The organism is Gemmatimonadaceae bacterium (assembly GCA_036273715.1).
Taxonomy (GTDB): domain Bacteria; phylum Gemmatimonadota; class Gemmatimonadetes; order Gemmatimonadales; family Gemmatimonadaceae; genus JADGGM01.
The window spans coordinates 1-19843 of the sequence record DASUHB010000040.1 but is presented as its reverse complement, the minus strand read 5'-3'; the positions used below and the strand labels follow the sequence as shown (position 1 = coordinate 19843).

The following is a 19843-nucleotide window of genomic DNA, read 5'->3' as shown; positions in this document are numbered from 1 at the left end:
GCGCTGGATGCGCGCCGGGTCGTTGCGCGCGCGCTACTGATGCACGCGTCGCAGCCTGCGGTCGCGCTGCTGCTTGCCGCGGTTGCCTTCGTGGCCGCCACGCTGGCCGCCGTGACCGGATTCGGCGGCGCGGCCGTGTTGTTGCCCGTGCTCATCGCCGTCTTCGGCACGCGCGAAGCAATCCCTATCCTCACGGTGGCGCAGCTCATTGGCAACGGAAGCCGCGTGTGGTTCAATCGACGCCTGGTCGACTGGCGGGTGGTCGGTTGGTTCGCAATCGGTGCGGTGCCCTTCGCGTTCGCCGGTGGGTTGTTGTTCGCGCGCGCGCCGCTGCAGCCGCTCACGAGACTGCTCGGCGCGTTTCTGATTCTCGTGGTGGTGTGGCGCCGGTTGCATCCGGGACCACCGCGGCGGCCGCCGATCAGAAGCTTCGCCGCCATCGGCGCCGGCGCCAGTTTCCTTTCCGCGCTGCTGGGCAGTGTCGGGCCGATCATGGCGCCGTTCTTTCTCGCGTTCGGGTTGGTCAAAGGCGCCTACATCGGCACCGAAGCAATGTCGACAGTGGTCATGCACGTCGTGAAGCTCGGCGCATACGGGCAGGGCGCGCTGCTCACTCCGACGGCAACCATTGCTGGAGTCGCGCTCGGACCGATCATGATCCTCGGCTCATGGGTCGGAAAGCGCGTTGTCGATGTGCTGCCGGAGCGGGTGTTCGTGCTGTTGATCGAGATCACTCTCGTCGCGGCCGGGCTGCTGTTCCTGACCCGCGGGGCATAAGGCGCACTGCTAGCGCGGGCTCGCGGCGCTCACCTGCGAATGCGCGTCTGGACGGAACGCGGTGTACGGTCCACCTTGAGTGGAACGATGCCGGAGTGGCGCCGGCATCCACGCACACGGGAGACCTCACGAATGCGACGCATGTTGCAAACGGGCTTGGCGGCAGGGGCAGTCTTCACCGGGTGGGCGGCCTTCATCGCCGCGACGCGTCCCGCGCCGCAGCGCGCCGCCATTGCGTTAGGCAACGACTGGCCGCGGTTCGGCTGGGACGTCTCCGGCTCCGGCAGCTCGTCCGCCTCCACGGGCTTCGATGCACGCAACGTCACCGGCCTCACCGAGACGCGCGTGCCCATCGCGGGCACGGTCGACGCGGCGGCCATCTACCTGCACGGCATCGAGATCGGCGGCGCGTCGCACGATGCGTTCTTCGTCACCACGACGTACGGCAAGACCATCGCCGTGGATGCGGCGGCCGGCACCGTGCTGTGGACGTACACGCCGCCTAACTATGAGTCGTGGGCCGGCTCTAGGCAGATCACCAACGCGACGCCGGCGGCGGACCCGGATCGCCAATTCATTTACGCCGCCACGCCCGACGGACGCATCCAGAAGCTCGCCGTGTCCGACGGTCACGCGCTCTGGAGCACCGCCATCACGAAGCTCGCGCACCGCGAAAAGATCGCGTCATCGCTCAACTATTTTCACGGCCACGTGATCGCGACCACCGGCGGATACATCGGCGATGCGCCGCCCTACCAGGGACACGTCTCGATCCTCGATGCGTCCAACGGCGCACTGCTCCACACGTGGAACTCGCTCTGCAGCGATTCCACTGCCATGATCGATCCGACCACGTGTCCGGAGAGCGGCTCGGCGATCTGGGGCCGGACCGGCGCCGTGATCGATTCGACGACCGGCGACATCTACGTCGCGACCGGCAACGGCCGCTGGGACGGTCACCGGTTCTGGGGCGACGCCACCATCCGTCTCGATTCTTCGGCGACCAGGATACTGGGCAACTACACGCCGGAGAACACGCAGTCGCTCGACGAGACCGACACCGACGTCGGCTCGACGTCGCCGGCACTGTTAGGCGACGGATTCGTGGCGCAGGGCGGCAAGGACGGGACGATCAAGCTGCTGGACACGACGGTGATGCGGGGTGCGACGCCGCACAAGGGCGGCGAGCTGCAGAGCGTGTCGACCCCGTCGGGCGGGCGGCTTTTCACGGCGCTCACGGTAATGCACACGCCTAACGAAACGTGGCTCTTCGCCGCCGACAACGGCGGCACCGCGGCCTGGAGATTTCGCGACAAGAAACTCGTGCCGGCGTGGCAGAACAAGAACGCCGGCACCACGCCGGTCGTCGCCGGCGGCCTGCTGTATGTGTACGACCCGCACGGCGGGCTGCGGGTGTACGAGCCATCCTCGGGGAACTTAATCACGACGCTCGCCTGCGAGTCAGGCCACTGGAATTCGCCGATCGTGGTCGATGGCCGGATCGCGTTGCCGGAAGGCAATGCGAACGACCACGCCACAACCGGCTACCTGGACATCTGGCACAAGTAAGAGATTCGGCGGCCGGTCAGTAATTCCACGCGGCCGTCGATTCTCCCGCCGGAGCCTCCCGCTTCACCGCGTCCGCCATCTTCCGCACCATCTCGGCCCATGTATACGAGTGCCATCCGTGGCCCTTCATCGGACGGCCGTATGTGAAGTCGGCATCCGAATGCGGATTCGTGGTGCTGTCCACGAAGTTCTGGAAGTCGTAGACGGCGAGGTCCAGGTAATAATTGTCCATGTCGCCGGCGAAGAAGTGGAGCTTGCCGGCCAGCTTTGGGCCTAACGTCGGCCAGTTGCGTTGGGCATAGTCGCGGAGGTCGTAGCCGTGATCGCGCATGTACGCCGCCGTCTGGTGGTCGATCAGCCCCGTCTGCTTGTTCCACACCGGCACCGGGTAGCCGTCCGCGCCCACCGGGCCGTACACGGCTTCCCAGGCCTCGAGCTGATAGCCCGAACGTCCGTGGCTGCCTAACACATCTTCGAAGCGGCTCAGCTCGCGGGTCGTCAGCACCACCTGGCCTTCCACCGTGCGCTGGAACTGCCGCTCCGTGGTCGTGAACATCCCGTTGGGAATCTCGAACGCGCTGGTATCCGTGTAGATGTTCGTGAGCTGGTAGTGCCTGAAGTCGATGGGATCCGGCTGCAGCACCCATCCGCCGCCGAAGAAATCGGGATGCTGCAGCACGAGCGCCAGCGTCTGCCATCCGCTCGTGGACGCGCCTTCCACCTGCCGCGCGTACGGCTTGGGAATGATGCGAAAATGCTGCTCGAGGTAGGGAACCACTTCCTGCACGAAGGCGTCGCCGTACGGGCCGTCGTTCGCCGAATTCGTCGAGTACGAATCGGCAAAGTACGGCGTCGCCTGCTCGAGCGTCACCGCAATCACGCGCGGGAAGCTGTCCGATACCCACTGCTTGTAGAAGTCGTAGCCGCTTTCGAGCCCCGAGTTCGGGTTGATGCGCGCGCCGCGCCGCAGCTCCAACGGATTCTGCTCGCCGCCCCGGCGTTCCGACGCCGAGTCGGGATTGAACGAGAAGGGATCGGGGGCGTGGCCTAACGGAAACAGCAGCGGGTAGTACGTGTCGGGGTGCTCGGCGTATCCCTTGGGCAGGAGCACATCGGCATAGATGTACACCGGGTGCCCCCAGAACTTCGTGAGCAGTTGGCTCTGAATCTTCACGTGCTTGAGCCACTCCGTGTCCGCGGGCCGCGGCTCGACGGGAATCACATGGGTCACGGTGAGATGCACCGTGCTGTGCCCGTCGATGTGCACTTTCTGGACGTCGCTGTACAAGTTGCCGCCGGCGAAGTTGAAGAACTCCACGCGGCCGTCGCCCATGTGCACCCAGATCGTGTGGCCATCGCTGCGATGAAACTGCTGATAGACGTTCACCACCGCTTCGACGTAGTAATCGCCGGGCGGCAGCGCGGAGAGCTTCATCGGATAGCTCGACGCGGAATTGTCGACCACGGCCGTATGGCCGGCCGGCAGCTGGTTGAGATCCACGCCGAAAATTGCCGGCCCGCGCGGCGAGATCATGAGCCGCGGCTCAGGCTTCTCCACCTTGCTGACGGCGACGATCAGGCGCCCGGTGAGCGGACCGTCGTGCGCCGAAGGCGCGACCGTCACGTCGAACCGCGCCGACTGCGCGAAGGCACTGGCGCCGGCGACCATGAGCGCGGCTGCCGTTAGGCAAGCGCGCCTTTCCCACGTGCGGGTGTTCATCGCGATCCTCCGAGCGAATCGGCCGTGATGGTTCGCTTCACGCGACCCAGGGTGTCGAGGAATTGGATGCTGGCCGCGCCCGTCGAGTCGACCATGAGGCGCAACCGCGGACGGCCGTGCGGATCGTTCAGGCTGACCAACGAGCTCTGGTCGGCGTCGCGTCCGGCGAACAACCGGCGCGCGGCTAACGGATGGCCGCCGTTCTCCACGAAGGCCTTCATGGCCGAGTCGCGTCCCGCACCGGCGGGCATCTTGCGAAGCGAATCCTGCTTCTCGATGACGTGGAGAATCGGCACGTCCGCACGATCCGTGATCATGAGTCCGGATTGCGTGCGCTTATCGTTTTGCGAGTAGCGCAGCGTGACGGTTTCGTCGGACTCGTAGTGATCGAATGCAATGCCGCCGTCGGCGTGCACCTTGCCATCGACGGTGCGTCCGCCGAAGCCGATGCCGCCGTCCTCTTCACCTTCGTCGTTGAAGAAGATCATGCCCGCGCCCTTGGGCCGGCCCGGCACCACTTTGCCGTGAAACACCCAGCCGGGCGAGCGCGCGGCGTCGGAAATGGTCATACGCAGCTTGCCGTCGGGCTCGACGACATTGATGCGCTCGACGTCGATTTCCTGAAAGCGCGTGTGCGCCGACGCCTTCGTGAACGCGGCAAGCGACAGAACGCCGATGATGCTCGTGGACGCGACGACGTACGTCCGGAAGCCGAGCCATCGTGTGAGCGGCGTGAACGATTCGCGTATCATGTGGTCTCGGAGTGAAGGGAAAACGCGGCGCTCAGCGTGCGTCGCGATCATCGAGGCGGACTAACGGGCGGACGATGCGGATGCCGGCGAGGGCCGTCGAATCGTTCGACGATGCCTTGACGGCGGCGATCGCCTCCGCGTCCGACGGGCTCTTGCCGTCCACGCGCCAGAGGAAGAGGTAGCGGCCCTCCGGCATCGGAATCTCCACCGTCCAGTCGTCGCCGGTGCGGGTGGCCGGGATGGGCCGCGCCGTGAAGTTGCCGGCCAGCTCGACGCTCTTGGCGCTGGGCGAGTGCAGGGTGAAGCGCTCGGTCTCGCCCCAGTGCCGGCGCAGGAGAAAGTGATGGTCGGGATCCACCAGCACCCGCGTCACCGCGGCGGCGTCGTCCAACCGAACCGTGTCGGCGCGCGACGTCAGGTGCACCGCTTTGCGCACCGTATCGGCACCGGACACGATCGCGACGTCCAACGGCAAATCGAACAGCACGTCGGGTTGCGACTGCGTGACGACTAACGACGAGCCGTCCATGCGGGCATCGACGTCGGGAATGTACGTTCCGGCGAGCCAGGGCATGATGAACGACGTCAGATCGCGACCGGCCGCGCGCGACATGTCGGCGATGAACTCGGGATATCCGTGCGGGCCCTGCCCGTTGGTGGCGATGAACGCGCGCATCCCCGCATCGAACGTCGAATCGCCGAGCACGTAGTCGAGCTCGTGCAGGATCCAGGACCCCTTCGAGTAGTGGATACGGCCGTTGTCGGGGTTGTCGAGAATGCTCTGCTTGCCCTCGAACCCGCCCAGGAAGCCGGCGCGGTCGAGGCCGGTCACGTAGGAGGTGCGCATGCGCTCCCAGAACGCGCGCTCGGTGTCCTTCCCGTAAGCTGCGCCTAACAGGAGCGATTCGCAGAACGTGGCCCAGCCTTCCTGGAGGAAGTTGGCGGCGAGGCCGGACGAATTCATCGTCCAGCCGTGCGACACCTCGTGGCCGAACGCGAACGACGGCCCGAGTGCCGGTTCGTCTAGCACCGTCGCGCTGTCGCCGGAGATGACGGCGTTGTTCATCCGGACCTGCCAGCCGGTGTGGCCTAACTGGCGATCCTCCACCACCGCCAGGTACTTCGACGGCGCCTGCGGTTCGCCGAACCGCGGGACGAGCACGTGGTACACGAAGCCGGCCGTCTTGGCGATCGTGTCCGGCGAGAAATGGAAGCCGGGCGCGAAAAACGTCTCGAGCGTGAACTCGCCCTTGTTCACCGATTGCGTGACGGGCGTCCAGTCGCGGTCGTAGAGCAACGCGAGCAAGAACTGCGGATGAATGCTCGTGCCGTGCACCGTCCGCACGCCGCCCTTGACGCCTTCCGTTTGCGGGACCGACGTCGTCAGCCGATACTGCGCGGGGATGGTGGCCGTGACCGTGAGCTGGCTGAAGTCGTTCCCGCTATCGTAGTTGAAGAACGGATGCCAGGCGTCGGTGTTGTTCATGGCGCCGTACGCGGGCATGGTATCGGGAGACATAGCCGGCGCCACGTTTGCCGAGTCGCCTGTCGCGGGCTTCGCCTGGCGTTGGGCCGGGATCGCGTAGGAGAGCACGAGCTGGGAGTGCGCCGGCGCGTGCCGGCCCCGCGTGTCCACCCACAGGACCCCGCCGCCTAACGAATAGGGGACGGTCGCGCCGTTCAACCGGACCGTGTGCAGCTCGGTGGCGTTGTTGAGGCGCGTCGCGAATCCGTACGGGCTGCCCGGGTCGATCGTGAGCGTGTCCACCACGCGGCTCACGCGACCCGGCTGGATGTCGACGTGCAGCACCTGCGCGCGAATGTAGTTGAGGGTGTCGAACGGAATCTGGCGCGTGAGCAGCCAGGTGCCGCCGTTGCGATGCGCTTCGTACAGCCCCGACAGGCGCCGCACGCGGTTGGTTTCATCGGAGCCGGTTTCGATGCCCGTGGACCGTCCCTCGTGCACTGTGCCGGTGATGAGGAGCACGGCCCGCGAGGCGTTGGACCAGACGACGCGTCCGGGTCCCGGTGTGCGCAGCAGCTTGCGTTGGGCAGCACCCTGGACCACCGCTCTGCCTAACGGATCGGGGTAGACGCTGTCGAACGCTTCCGGCGTGCCGGTGGCGAACCGCGCCAGCACGAGGCGCACCAGCGCGCCCGGCGATGGAGCGCCGGTCTGCACCGGCGCCGGCATCTCGACGGTGGTCGGGAAGCGCGGCGGAGCCGGCGCCGCTGCCTGCGCGGCGAGCGGGGCGGCGCCTAACGCCAGGAGCGCGGCCAGCGGGAACACGGGTGATGCCTTGGGCATGAGAACGGGCCTGTGCGGGGTCGGGATGGCGGAATGGTGGCGTCAGTGCGCGCCGCGTTCGCTGTCGGACGGAATGCGGTAGGTGACGCGGCCCAACGAATCGAGGAGCTGGATCGACGGCGCGCCGAGCGAGTCGACGCTGAGCAGGATGCGGGTGCGCCCGGCCGGATCGTTCAACCGGACCGTCGCGGCCTTCTCGGCGCCCTTCCCGATGAGGATGCGCGAGGCCGGTGTCAGGCCGCTGTCGATCGCGAACTGTCGTACCGCGCGCATCGCGCTGTCGCGCGCCGCGCCGGCGGGCAGTTGCATCGCTCGCATCGCGCGATCGAGCATGGGCGCCATCGGCTTCTCCGGTCGATCGATAACGCGGAGGCCGACCCAATCGGTGTGCTTGGGACCTCCCTCGTAGGAGAGCTGAACCGTTTGGTCTTGCCGCCACTGGTCCATCGTCAGCGACGCGCCGGCTTCGAATCCGTCGGCGAGTTTCTTCCCGTTCCAGATCAGGCCGCCATCTTCGTCGCCCTGATCGTTGAAGAAGATCATGCCGGCCGGTTTGGCGCCGCTGCGGAGCGGGTAAGTCTTCCCGTCGATCACCGGATCGGGGAAATGCTGCTTGTTCGAAATCGCGAGCCGGATGGTTCCGTCGGGCTCACGGATGTTGATCCGGCCGACGTCGATGACGTCGAACTTGGCGGCCGAGGCGGTAGGACGGACGAGCCCGGTGAACGCGGCAGCAACTACTATAATGAGTGCGCCGAGGGTGACCGCATTGAGGCGGCGGAGCCTCCGGATTTCGCGTTGGAGCTGCTGGTCCATGGTAAGTGACTCCGGCGGCGGCAGTTGGGGGGAGGGGAAGCAGGGAGAAGGGCCTGGTGAAACGTCAGTCTGGCGCGTCGGAAGGGCGGGCGTTATCATTTGTCCGGACCAATAGTAATTTGTCCGTATCAATAACGAAAGACTGCGCGCTGTTGGGCTGTCCCGTCGTTCCGTTGGTCCTAGGCACCTACCGCACGTCGTCCGTCCGCTCATCCCAGTCCGGTTCACCCGTCCACGAGGTTCCACCCTTGCCCAACATCAAGTGAGGAACGGTACCATGGGTCTCCGCATAGCGCTCGCACTCTCGCTGCTCGCGGGCGGCACGATGGTCGCCGAGTCGTTGCCGGCGCAGCAGCCGGCGACGGCGGCCGCGCTCGAGTCGTCGCCCGGGTTCGCGACCGGCGCGCCCACGCCGCGCCTAACCGAACGGCGGGCGCCCGGCACCATCTCCGGAAAGATCACCGACGTCAAGACGGGTGAGCCGCTGGCCGCCGCCGGCGTGCGCCTCGAAGGCACCGAGTTAGGCGGCATCAGCGGCGAGGACGGCACCTACCGCATCGCCCGCGTGCCCGCCGGTTCGTACACGCTCGTCGTGCGGCGCATCGGCTACGCGCCGCAAACGAAGCAGATCACGATGGCCGAGGATGGCGCCGTCACCGCCGATTTCGCGCTCCGGATCAGCGCCACCGAGCTGCAAGCGATCGTCGTCACTGGCACGGCGGGCAACCAGACGCGCGAAGCGCAGGGCGCGCCGGCCACGTCGATCGACGCATCGGATGTCACGTCCAAGGCGCCGATCGTCAATGTTACCGACGTGCTGCAAGGGCGCGTCGCCGGCGTCAACGTGACCTCGTCCTCCGGGACGATCGGCGCGGCGCCGCGCATCCAGATCCGCGGTCCCGCATCCATTTCGCTGTCGAACGCGCCGCTCGTGTTCATCGACGGCGTCCGCGTCGAGAGCGGCGCGCGCGAAGACGTCGGTAGCGGGTTCCACGGCCTCGAAGGCTTGGGCGGCCAGACCGTGACCGCGCTCAACGACATCAACCCCGACGACATCGCGAGCATCGAAGTCGTCAAGGGCCCCGCTGCGGCCACGCTCTACGGCGCCGATGCGTCAGCGGGCGTGATCCAGATCATCACCAAGAAGGGCCAGTTAGGCTCGCACAAGTTCACGCAGAGCATCGGCGTCGAATACGACCAGGTGAAGCCCAACTTCACGCCGTTGTCGGTGTTCGGCACGTGCAGCGCGTCCGATACCGCGCCCGGCGGCGCCGATCTGTGCCTCAACAAGCCGGTGGGCAGCGTCATTTCCGCCAATCCGCTCGTCGATGCCGGCGTGTTCCGCAACGGCAACCTCAAGTCGGTCGACTACAGCGCGCGCGGCGGCGGCGACTCATTCGGCTACTTCGTGTCCGGCAGCGTGAGCAACGAACTCGGCACCGAGGCGAGCAACTACTACTATCGCCGCACCGGACGCTCGAGCTTCAACTGGGTGGTGAACCCGGAGTTGAGCTTCGACGCATCGGTGGGCCTCGCCTACAATGCCTATCGTATTCCGCAGGGCGACGACGGCACGTACGGCTACCTGACGCAGGGCTACTTTCTCTCCAGTCCATTCGCCGTCACCGTCAACCCCGACGGCACGCGGTCCGGCGGCACGAGCACGCCGATCGAAGGATTGGAGGCGATCCAGGACAAGCTCACCACCCTGCGCTTCACGCCCACGGCCACGGCCCATTACAACCCGTTCAGCTGGCTCACCAACCGCCTAACGATCGGCGGCGACCTGTCGTCCACCGAAGGGTTCACGTTCTTCCCGAAAAACAACGGGAACTGGTACACGGGCGACCAGGCCAACGGCTACGTCGAGGACGTGCAGAATCCGATCCATATCTATACGATCGACTACCTCGGCGACATCAAACTGAAGTTCGGCAGCGACGGGCACATCGCGTCCGACCTCTCCTTCGGCAGCCAGTACATCAACACCGTCAACAACAACCTGCTCGGCATCGGCATCGGGCTGGCCGACAATTCGTCCAACCTCGTGTCGTCGGCCGCGTCGAGCGAGTCGCACCAGACGTTCGCGCAGTCGAAATCGTTGGGCTTCCTGGCGCAGGAAGGTCTCGCGTTCGGCCAGACGCTGTTCCTCCAGTTAGGCGCACGCGTCGACAAGAACTCGTCGTTCGGCCAGGACTACGGCGCGTTCTTCCTGCCCAAGGTCGGCGCCTCGTACGTGATGTCGCAGGAGCCGTTCTGGCAGTCGCTGTCGTCGGTCGTCTCGACGTTCCGGCTGCGGGCGGCCTACGGCACGACCGGTCGCGCGCCCGATCCCGGCGCGTCACTCCGCACGTATGAGCCGTTTCCGTTTGTCACGCCGTCCGGCGGCGTCGGGCCTGGCCTCATCCAGCTGAGCCCCGGCAACCCGCATCTCAAGCCGGAACGCGGGACCGAGTTCGAGGCTGGATTCGACGCGGGCTTCTTCCAGGATCGCGCCGGCGTCGAGCTCACCTACTTCGACAAGAAGACCAAAGATCTGCTGCTCCAGGAGCCGCTCGCCCCGTCGCTGGCGTTCCTCGCGAATCCGTTCGTCAACGCGGGCAGCGTCGACAACCGCGGTCTCGAGCTGCTTCTCCGCGCGACGCCGATCAGCAACAAGACGGCGACGTGGGACATGACGTTCACCGCCAATACGCTGAAGAACCGTCTGCTCAGCCTGGGCGACATCACGATCCCCAATGTGAGCGAGATCAGCCCCGACCTCACGCTCCGCTACGTCGTTGGGCAGCCGCTCTCCGCGTGGTACTCGAGCAAGATCATCAAGGTCGACACGGCTGCCGGTTTTGCAACGGTGACCAACACACCGGTCTTCGATGGGCCGCAGTTCCCGACCTTCCAGGCCAACTTCGCCAACACCGTTACCCTGTTCCGCAACTTGCGCCTGTACGCGTCGTTCAGCGGCCAGAGCGGCGGCAAGATCCTGAACCTCACACCGCTCTTGCAGGACCTCACCTTTACCTCGGCGGGCACGAACCTGCCGGCGGGTAAAGGCGGCTATACGAAGGCGCAGTTCATCGAGCGCTTCGGGCCGTTCCAAACGGCCGACGGAACACCGGTCCCGCTCGTGCTCGATCACTACGTCCAACCGACCGATTTCATCCGGCTGCAGGAGTTGTCGGCCACGCTCTCGCTGCCTAACGATCTGGCCGCGCGCATGCACGCGACCGCGGCATCGATCACGTTCGCCGGCCGGAACCTCGCGCTGTGGAAGAGCAGCAAGTTCACGGGCTTCGATCCGGAGATGCTCTCCAACACCGAACGCAGTGAAGGCTCATTGCAATTTGCGACAACGGAGGAATTCACCGTGCCGCAGACCCGCCGCTTCGTTGTGCGGCTCAACCTCGAGTTCTGAGAGACACCACCATGACCACACTTTCCAGATGGATGCGTGCAACGGTCCTGATCGGCGTGGCGGTGATCGGACTCGCCTCGTGCAGCATGAACGTCGACAACCCGTCGGTCATCGACGCGGGCAAGTTCAACCCCAACTCCGATGGCGCGACGTTGGCGCTGTCGGCGCAGACGAACTTCTACATTGCCTTCCAGAGCGTCGCGCTGTTCGGCGGCCTCATCTCGGAGGAAGTGTGGACCGGCGCCGCGCGCCTGCAGACAAACCGCCTGGCCGCGCGCAACTTCGCCAGCAGCGACGACATCAACGCTGACTTTTTCGCGCCACTGAGTCTCGCGATTGCGTCGAATCAGAACGCCGTCTCGGTGCTCGTGAAAGGGGCGAACGCATCGACGGATCTCAACCTCGCCACTGCGGCGATGAACCTCGGCTTCTCCCTCGACCTGACGGCCGAGACGATGTGCTCCTCCGTCATTCAAGGCGGTCCGGAGCTCAGCGACACGCAGCTGCTCGACACCGCGGTCACGGCCTTCACGCAAGCCATTACCATTGCGTCGGCCGCGGGACCGGGCGGGGCGACGATCGTGAGCGGGTCGAACGTCGGACTGGCCCGCGCATATCTGCAGCTGGGAGATTGGACCAACGCCGCCGCCACTGCGGCGCTCGTCCCGCCGGACTTCGTCATCAATGTGGTCACGTCGGCCAATACCGGTACGCTGTCGACGCTCGGCAATACGTTCTTCTTCAACGCACTGGAAGGACAGATCGTCGCGCCGCAGCTGTACCGGATTGGCGACCCGCGGATGCCGATCGACAGCACGACGCCCGGGGTGACGCTCAACCACCAGCCGTACGTCATCCAGGCAAAGTACACGAGTTACGGCGATCCGATTCGGTTAGGCTCAGGACTCGAAGCGCAGTACATCAAGGCGGAAGCGGAGCTTCACGGTAGCGCTTCGACGTCGGACGCGCTGGCGCTCATCGGCGCGCGCCGCGCGGCAGGGAACCAGCCCGCGTACACGGGCGGTACCGACACGCTGTCGGTGTTGTCCGAGCTGCTCAACCAGCGGGCCCGCGACTTCTGGATGGAAGGCAAGAAGTTAGGCGACATCCGCCGCAATCCGTCGGTGCCGCTGACCGCCATCCTCACCGATCCCGTGGGCGCGCCGTTCTACACGAACTCGGGCGGCGGCCCGTTCGGCAGCAATTTCTGCACGCCGATTCCGCCGGAGGAGACGAACGCCAACCCGAATTTCTGAGCGGAGGCCAATGCTCAGAGCCGTCGGGATGGGAGTGCGAAGTGCTGCAGTAGCCGCGGTGCCGGTGCTGGCCCTGGCGCTCATGGGGCCGGCACGGGCGCGCGCGGAGCAAGAAACGCCTAACGTAAGCGACAGGCCGGCGACGTACGATTCGTCGGCCTTTGCCGCGCTCAGGTGGCGCGAGATCGGCCCCTTCCGCGGCGGGCGCTCGGCGACCGTCGCCGGGTCGGCCTCCAGGCCTAACGAGTACTACATGGGCACCACCGGCGGCGGCGTCTTCAAGACGACCGACGGTGGTGAAACGTGGAATCCCGTCACCGACAAGTATTTCGGCGGGACCATCGGCGCCATTGCCGTCAGCCCGTCCAACCCCGACATCGTCTACGTCGGCACCGGCGAGTACGACATCCGCGGCAACGTCTCGCACGGCGACGGGATGTTCAAGACGACGGATGCCGGCAAGACGTGGCACTTCGCCGGACTCGGCGACTCGCGGCAGATCGCGCGCGTGCGCGTCGACCCCCGCGACCCGAACGTCGTCTACGCCGCGGTCCTGGGCCACGTCTGGGCGCCGGACTCCGCGCGCGGGATCTACAAGTCGACAGACGGCGGCGCGCACTGGCGCAATACGCTCTTTCGGAACGACTCCACCGGCGCGATCGAGCTCGTGCTCGATCCGTCCAACCCCGACATTCTCTACGCGGCGCTGTGGCAGGCCGGCCGCACGCCGTGGCTGCTGTCGTCGGGCGGCGCCGGCAGCGGCATCTTCAAGTCCACCGATGCGGGCGAACACTGGACCGAGCTCACGCACGCGCCCGGGCTGCCTAACGGAGTGATCGGCAACATCGGGCTCGCGGTCTCGGCCGCCGCGCCCAACCGCGTCTGGGCGCTCGTCGAAGCCGACTCGGGCGGCGTGTTCCGCTCCGACGACGCCGGCGCCAGCTGGCACCGCACCAACGACGAACGCAAGCTCCGCCAGCGCGCGTGGTACTTCTCGCGCATCTTCGCCGACCCGAAGGACTCGAATCGCGTGTACGTGCTCAACGTGCACGTGTTCCGGTCCGATGACGGCGGCGTGAAGTTCGACACCGCGATCGCGACGCCATCCACCGACAACCACGACCTGTGGATCGCCCCCAACGATCCGCAGCGCATGGCCGAGGCCAACGACGGCGGGGCCACGGTCTCGATCAACGGCGGCCGCTCGTGGCTGCCGGAAACGCAACCGACGGCGCAGTTCTACCACGTCGAAACGACCAACGACTTCCCGTACGAGGTGTGCGGCGCCCAGCAGGATGCCGGCACGCTCTGCGGTCCTACGCGTTGGGATGGCGGCATCGACATCGGCCAGTGGCAGGACGTGGGCGGCGGCGAAAGCGGCTACATCGTCGCGCGCGCCGATTCGCCTAACGTCGTTTTCGCCGGCTCGTACGACGGCCGCCTGACGCGCCTCGATCGCCGCACGCATCAGATGACCGTGGTCAGCCCCTGGCCCGACAATCCGATGGGCTACAGCGCCGGCGACATCAAGTACCGCTTTCAGTGGACGTACCCGCTGGCGATGTCGCCCCGTGATTCGAACACGCTCTACGCCGGGGCACAGGTGCTGTTCCGTTCGCGCAATGACGGACACAGCTGGCAGGTGATCAGCCCCGATCTCACGCGACACGACCCGCGCACGTTAGGCCCGTCGGGCGGTCCGATCACGAAGGACCAGACGTCGGTCGAATACTACGGAACGATCTTCGCCATCGCCCCATCGCCGGTCGCGGCCAACGAGATCTGGACCGGCTCCGACGACGGCATGATTTATCTCACCCGCAACGGCGGGGCGACATGGACCAACGTGACGCCGCCGAGTCTGCCGGAGTGGATGCGGATCTCGATCATCGAGCCGTCGCACTTCGATGCCGGCACGGCGTACGTCGCGGCGAATCACTACCAGATGGATGATCTCCGTCCGTATCTGTACAAGACCACGGACTACGGCAAACACTGGACGTCGATCGCGGCCGGCATCCCGTCCACCGAATTCACGCGCGTGATCCGGGAAGATCCCGAGCGCCGCGGCCTGCTGTACGTCGGCACGGAGCGCGGCATCTGGGTGTCGTTCGATGATGGTGGACACTGGCAGTCGCTCCGCCGCAATCTGCCCATCGTTCCGGTCCACGATCTCGCGATCAAGAACGGCGACCTCATCGCCGCCACGCACGGACGCGGATTCTGGGTGTTGGACGACATCTCGCCGCTCCGCCAGCTCACGCCCGCCATCCTTGCGCGCGATGCATACTTGTTCGCGCCGCGTCCGGTCTATCGCGCCATGTTCTCCGGCGGCCCGACCAACGGAGCGCAACACGACGCCGGTCCGCCCAAAGCGGGCAACCCGCGCTCGGGCGCGATCGTGTACTACTGGTTGCGTTCGCCTAACGACAGCATCAGCCTCGACTTTCTCGACGCCGGCGGCCGCGTCCTCCGCTCGTTCCACAGCAAAGCGGCAACTGCTGCCGATACCTCGAGCGGCGTCGAAGATGTGGAGGTCCCGGTGCGGCGCCAGCCGGTCGCGCCCAACAAGGCAGGGCTGAACACGTTCGCGTGGGACCTGCGCATGCCGGATCCGGCATCGTTCAAAGGCATGGTGTTGTGGGCCGGGAATCCGGTCGGGCCGCGCGTCGTCCCGGGCCGCTATGGCGTGCGTCTCACGGCAAACGGCCACGTCCAAACGCAGTGGTTCGTGCTGCGCCCCGATCCCCGATCGAATGCGACGCAGGCGGATCTCGCCGCGCAGTTTGCGCTGCTCACACATATTGCCGACACGATCAGCGCCGCGAACAACGCCGTGAAATCGATTCGCAGCGTGCGCGCGCAGCTCGAGGCGCGCGCGTCGCAGCTCGGCGACGCCAAAGAAAGCGCTGCCGCGCTCCAGGACTCGTTGTCGAACATCGAACAATCGATCTACCAGGTTCGCACCCGCGCCAGCGAAGACCCGCTCAACTATCCCATCGGCCTCAACGACAAACTGGCCGAGCTCGCGGCCTACACCGGGGAAGGGAACGCGCGGCCGACGGCACAGGATGACGCCGTGTTCACCGAGCTCGCCACGCGACTGGCCGCGCAGCTGCGCCGGCTCCGCGTCTCGTTAGGCGGCCTCGAGGCGATCAATGCCGCGTTGAACAGGGCCGGCGCATCGCCCATCGTTGCCGGCATCCATGCGCAGTGATGGCGCAGCGCCGCATCTACGCTCATGACCAGGCGGACAAAGCACGGACACGACGGACACCGCACCGATCGATCCGTGCAGCGTCCGTCGTGTCTGTGCTGTGCCCGTGTCTTCATGAGCGTAGATGCCAGCCTCAAATTTTCTCGACGCACGCACGCGCGTCGCTTTCCGCTCTCGATTCGTCATGCTCATGGCTGACTCCATCATCGCCCGTCGCTGCACGATGCTTGCCGCCTGCGCCGCCGTTGCCGTCGCATTTCCGGCAGCCGCCCAACGCGGCCCGGTGTTCGACGTCTCCTTCCCGGCTTCCGCGCACCAGGGCCCGATCACTGGACGCGTCCTGCTGTTCCTGTCTGACGACAGCACGCCGGCGCCGCGGTTCCAGGGCGGCGCCCTCGGCGCCAACGGTCCGGTGTTCGGCGCCGACGTGTCGCAACTGACGCCTAACACCAGCGCCCGGCTCGATGGCGCGACGCACGGCTTCCCATTCGCCACGTTGGGCGACGTGCCGCCGGGCGACTACTACGCCCAGGCGGTGATGAACGTCTACACGCAAGTGCACCGCGCCGATGGACACACCATCTGGGTGCACCTGGACCAGTGGGAAGGACAGCAGTACGGCGACTCGCCCGGCAACCTCGTCAGCGGCATCGTGCGCGTGCACATCGGCAAGCGATCGACATCCCCGACGCATCTGTCGCTCGCCACCGTGCTCCCCCCGATACAGGTGCCGTCGGACACCAAGTGTATCAAGCACATCAAGATCCAGAGTGCCTTACTGACCAAATTCTGGGGACATCCGATGTACCTCGGCGCCGTCGTCCTGCTGCCGAAGGGCTACGACGAGCATCCCGACGTATCGTATCCGGTGGACTACGAACAGGATCACTTCAGCCTCGCGCCACCGTACCATTTCCAGGAGGAAGCCGTCCAGCCCGCCGACTCCAACGTCGTTGGGCATCGCGCGTGGGTCGTGAATCTTCGCCGCGTGGAAGGCTACAGGCTCTACCAGGATTGGACGTCCGACGATTTTCCGCGGATGCTGATGGTGACGTTCCTCCATCCGACGCCGTATTTCGATGATTCCTATGCGGTGAACTCGGCGAACGACGGCCCGTACGGCGACGCGATCTTGACCGAGCTCATTCCGTACATCGAATCGCACTTTCGCATCATTCACCAACCGTATGCGCGCGTGTTGTCGGGCGGCTCGACCGGCGGCTGGGAGTCGCTCGCGCTCCAGGTCTATCATCCCGAATTCTTTGGCGGCGCCTGGGTCTACTACCCGGATCCGATCGACTTTCACCAGTGGGCGCTGATCGACATCTACAAGGACCCGAACGCGTTCACGCCGCCTAACGCCAAATGGGTGCTGCCCGAGCGGCCGATGTTCCGCAGCACCGACGGCCAGGTCCTCATCACCGAGCGCCAGTTGAGCCAGCTCGAGGCCGTGCTCGGTTCGCACGGCCGATCGGCCGAGCAGCAGGAAGCGTGGGAAGCAGTGTACGGTCCGGTGGGCGAGGATGGATATCCCAAGCCGCTGTGGGACAAAGCCACCGGCGCGATCGATCACAGCGTCGCCGAGTACATGCGCGACCACGGCTTCGATCTCACCGCGTACATGCAGACGCACTGGTCGACGATCGGTCCGCAGCTCGTCGGCAAGCTGCACTTCTACGCCGGCGACATGGACAACTTCTACCTCAACATGGCCGTCTACAAGGCGCAGGCATTCCTTGATTCCACGACCAGTCCGCGCGCCGAGGCCACGTTCGAGTATGGCCGGCCCATGAAGGGCCACGGCATCCGCCCAACGACAACCGGCGAGATGCTGCGCGCGATGGCGGCACAGATCGCCAGGAATGCGCCCGGCGGCGCGAGCACCGAAGCCTGGCACTACCGCTGAGCATCGCCAGCTAGTTAGGCGTTGACCACACTTACGCGACGGAGTTCCCATGGCCGGCGATCTGCGGTTCTTGAAAGGATACGCGTACGGCGCCACCACGCTGGTGATCGCACTTTCGATTGTGGCGTTCCGACAGGCGCGCAACCCGAAATTCGACACGATCGATGTTCAACGGATCAACATCGTCGAGGCCGATGGAACCCTGCGCATGACGCTGTCCGGTCACGACAAGCTGCCCGATCCAGTCATCGGCGGGAAATCGTATCCATTGCGCAGCGGCGACGGCGGCCGCGGCGCCGGCGTCATCTTCTTCAACGATGAAGGCAACGAGGATGGGGGCCTGACGTTCAACGGCAGGAAAACCGCCGACGGCTACGTCGCCGGAGCGGGACTCACGTTCGATCAATTCAACCAGGACGAGACCGTCACCCTCTCGTACCATGATCAGAACGGCGCGCGCGAAGCCGGGCTCGACATCCAGGATCGGCCTAACGTGCCCATTCAGGCCTTCGCCGAGAGCGCCATGGTGTACCGCAAGCTGCCGGACGGTCCGGACAAGACCCGGCGCTTCCAGGAATTCCGGAAGAACATGATCGCCAAGGGCGAATTCGGCAGCATATCGCGCGCATACATCGGCAAGGGCGTGGCCAAGGAATCCATCGTCATGCTGTCCGATCGCCAAGGGCATCCGCGCATCAAACTCATGGTCGATTCGCTCGGCACGCCGTCACTCCAGTTCCTCGACGCGGACGGCCGCGTCACGCAACGACTGCCCGAGGCGCACTGATCGCATGCGGTTCGCTCGACGTCTGACGCTTGTCTCTGTCGCGCTCGCGGTTGCCGCCTGCTCGACGCCGCCGCGCAGCGTGGCGCCCGTCGCCGCCGGCAGCGTGGGCGCGCCGACTCCGGATTCGCTTGGCACACTCTTCCTGAGCCGGTTCGCCACCGGCTCGCCGGCCGCCTTCGATAGCATCGACCCCGATTCGTTGGGCCGCGCGGTCGTGCACAGCGCTGCCCAACGCAAGCTCGCCCGCGAAGCCAGCACGATGCGCGTCGTCCGGCGCGATGCCCGGCGCGCGGTGCTCTTGCTCACCGGGATCGTCAAGGCAGGCAACGGCGGCGACGAAACGAATCTCGTCCGGCATTTCTCCGGCTTCTACGAAGCGGCGTTGCACGACGGCACGTGGCACATCGTGCGGCAGCTGCCCATCGATACCCTGAATTTCATCCATGGCCAGGTGCTGCACATCGATCTCGCGCCGGGCCGCGACATCCACGTCGAAGACACGTTGTCGGTGATCGTCGGCACCGAGTACGGCATGGCGGTGCGGCTCAACAACGATGTCCACATCGCGCGCCTGCGCTACGATGGCGACTCCGTGGCCTGGACGTTAGGCGGCGGCGTGCTCTGGATCGCGGCGCCTCGGCGCGGCCATGCGCAACTCGCGTTGTCGTACACGCTGCGCGACGCGAGCGGTCCATCGCGTGCCGTCGCTGCGTCGTCAGGAGACTCGCTGCCCGCGTACGGCGCCTTCCACAATACCGACGCCTGGCACCCGTTCTTCGATTACAACAGCGCCAACGACCTAGGCCCCGCCACGATGACGGTGCATCTGCCGGCTGAGTACTATCTCACCACGACGCTCCCGCAGCGGGACACGGTCATCGGCGGCGTGCGAACCGTAACCGGCCACAGCACGTATCCGACGTGGCTGTTGAGCATGATCTACGATCGCGACTGGCGCCCGGTCACCAGCGATGTGCGCGGCGTGACGTTCGAGACGTTCACGACTCCCGCGTTCCATTTTTCGCACGATTCGCTGGCCAAAGCGCTGCGGCCGATCGACAGCGTGCTCAACGCGCGGTTCGGCGGTCCGAACCCGCCGTACATCGCCGCCGTCGAAGACCGGGCCATCGGACCCCGCGGATTCTCCGTGCGCATGAACGAGGCGGTCGTGTCGGGAAGCAAGGCGGAGGAGCTGGTGGCGTTAGGCGTCCGCGGACCGTCGTTCGTCTTCGCGCACGAGGTGTCGCACGCCTGGACCATGAATGCCACGGGGCCGGCCGCCAACATGCTGCGCGAAGGCTGGGCCACGTTCGCCGAATCGGT

General features: G+C 66.0%; 12 protein-coding genes. 8 read left to right on the top strand and 4 right to left on the bottom strand.

What is annotated here, in order from left to right:
* Window positions 1-39 precede the first annotated feature (39 nt).
* Together VFW04_09600 and VFW04_09595 are read left to right on the top strand one after the other, a co-directional pair.
* The gene (locus VFW04_09600) at window positions 40-777 is read left to right on the top strand and encodes a sulfite exporter TauE/SafE family protein (protein HEX5179573.1); all 738 of its coding nucleotides are present in this window, start codon (window positions 40-42) and stop codon (window positions 775-777) included.
* A 132-nt stretch (window positions 778-909) separates the two neighbouring features.
* Entirely contained in the window at window positions 910-2346 is a 1437-nt protein-coding gene (locus tag VFW04_09595) for a PQQ-binding-like beta-propeller repeat protein (GenBank protein HEX5179572.1), read from the top strand.
* A gap of 16 nt (window positions 2347-2362) precedes the next feature.
* Here the strand turns inward: VFW04_09595 and VFW04_09590 are convergent, their stop codons facing one another.
* From VFW04_09590 to VFW04_09575, 4 genes are read right to left on the bottom strand one after another with little or no spacing between them, the layout of a single operon-like run.
* Window positions 2363-4066: a hypothetical protein gene (locus VFW04_09590; protein ID HEX5179571.1), complete on the bottom strand. Its 1704-nt coding sequence runs from the start codon at window positions 4064-4066 to the stop codon at window positions 2363-2365.
* Complete coding sequence (locus VFW04_09585) at window positions 4063-4818, bottom strand: hypothetical protein (protein HEX5179570.1); 756 nt, start codon at window positions 4816-4818, stop codon at window positions 4063-4065. Before VFW04_09585 ends, VFW04_09590 begins: the two co-directional genes overlap by 4 nt.
* Before the next feature lie 31 nt (window positions 4819-4849).
* Entirely contained in the window at window positions 4850-7126 is a 2277-nt protein-coding gene (locus tag VFW04_09580) for a M1 family aminopeptidase (protein HEX5179569.1), read from the bottom strand.
* Between the two features lie 42 nt (window positions 7127-7168).
* Window positions 7169-7942, bottom strand: a complete 774-nt coding sequence (locus tag VFW04_09575; protein HEX5179568.1) for a hypothetical protein — start codon at window positions 7940-7942, stop codon at window positions 7169-7171.
* A 277-nt stretch (window positions 7943-8219) separates the two neighbouring features.
* Here VFW04_09575 and VFW04_09570 point away from each other — a divergent pair, with 277 nt between their 5' ends.
* From VFW04_09570 to VFW04_09545, 6 genes are all read left to right on the top strand, one after another.
* Complete coding sequence (locus VFW04_09570) at window positions 8220-11354, top strand: SusC/RagA family TonB-linked outer membrane protein (GenBank protein ID HEX5179567.1); 3135 nt, start codon at window positions 8220-8222, stop codon at window positions 11352-11354.
* 11 nt (window positions 11355-11365) lie between these two features.
* Entirely contained in the window at window positions 11366-12610 is a 1245-nt protein-coding gene (locus tag VFW04_09565) for a hypothetical protein (protein HEX5179566.1), read from the top strand.
* A gap of 10 nt (window positions 12611-12620) precedes the next feature.
* Entirely contained in the window at window positions 12621-15827 is a 3207-nt protein-coding gene (locus VFW04_09560; GenBank protein ID HEX5179565.1) for a glycosyl hydrolase, read from the top strand.
* A gap of 190 nt (window positions 15828-16017) precedes the next feature.
* Window positions 16018-17733, top strand: coding sequence for an alpha/beta hydrolase-fold protein (locus VFW04_09555; GenBank protein ID HEX5179564.1), 1716 nt, complete (start codon window positions 16018-16020; stop codon window positions 17731-17733).
* 49 nt (window positions 17734-17782) lie between these two features.
* Window positions 17783-18520, top strand: coding sequence for a hypothetical protein (locus VFW04_09550; GenBank protein ID HEX5179563.1), 738 nt, complete (start codon window positions 17783-17785; stop codon window positions 18518-18520).
* Window positions 18521-18524: 4 nt separating this feature from the next.
* The coding region (locus VFW04_09545) for a hypothetical protein (protein HEX5179562.1) at window positions 18525-19843 on the top strand (1319 nt) is incomplete at its 3' end.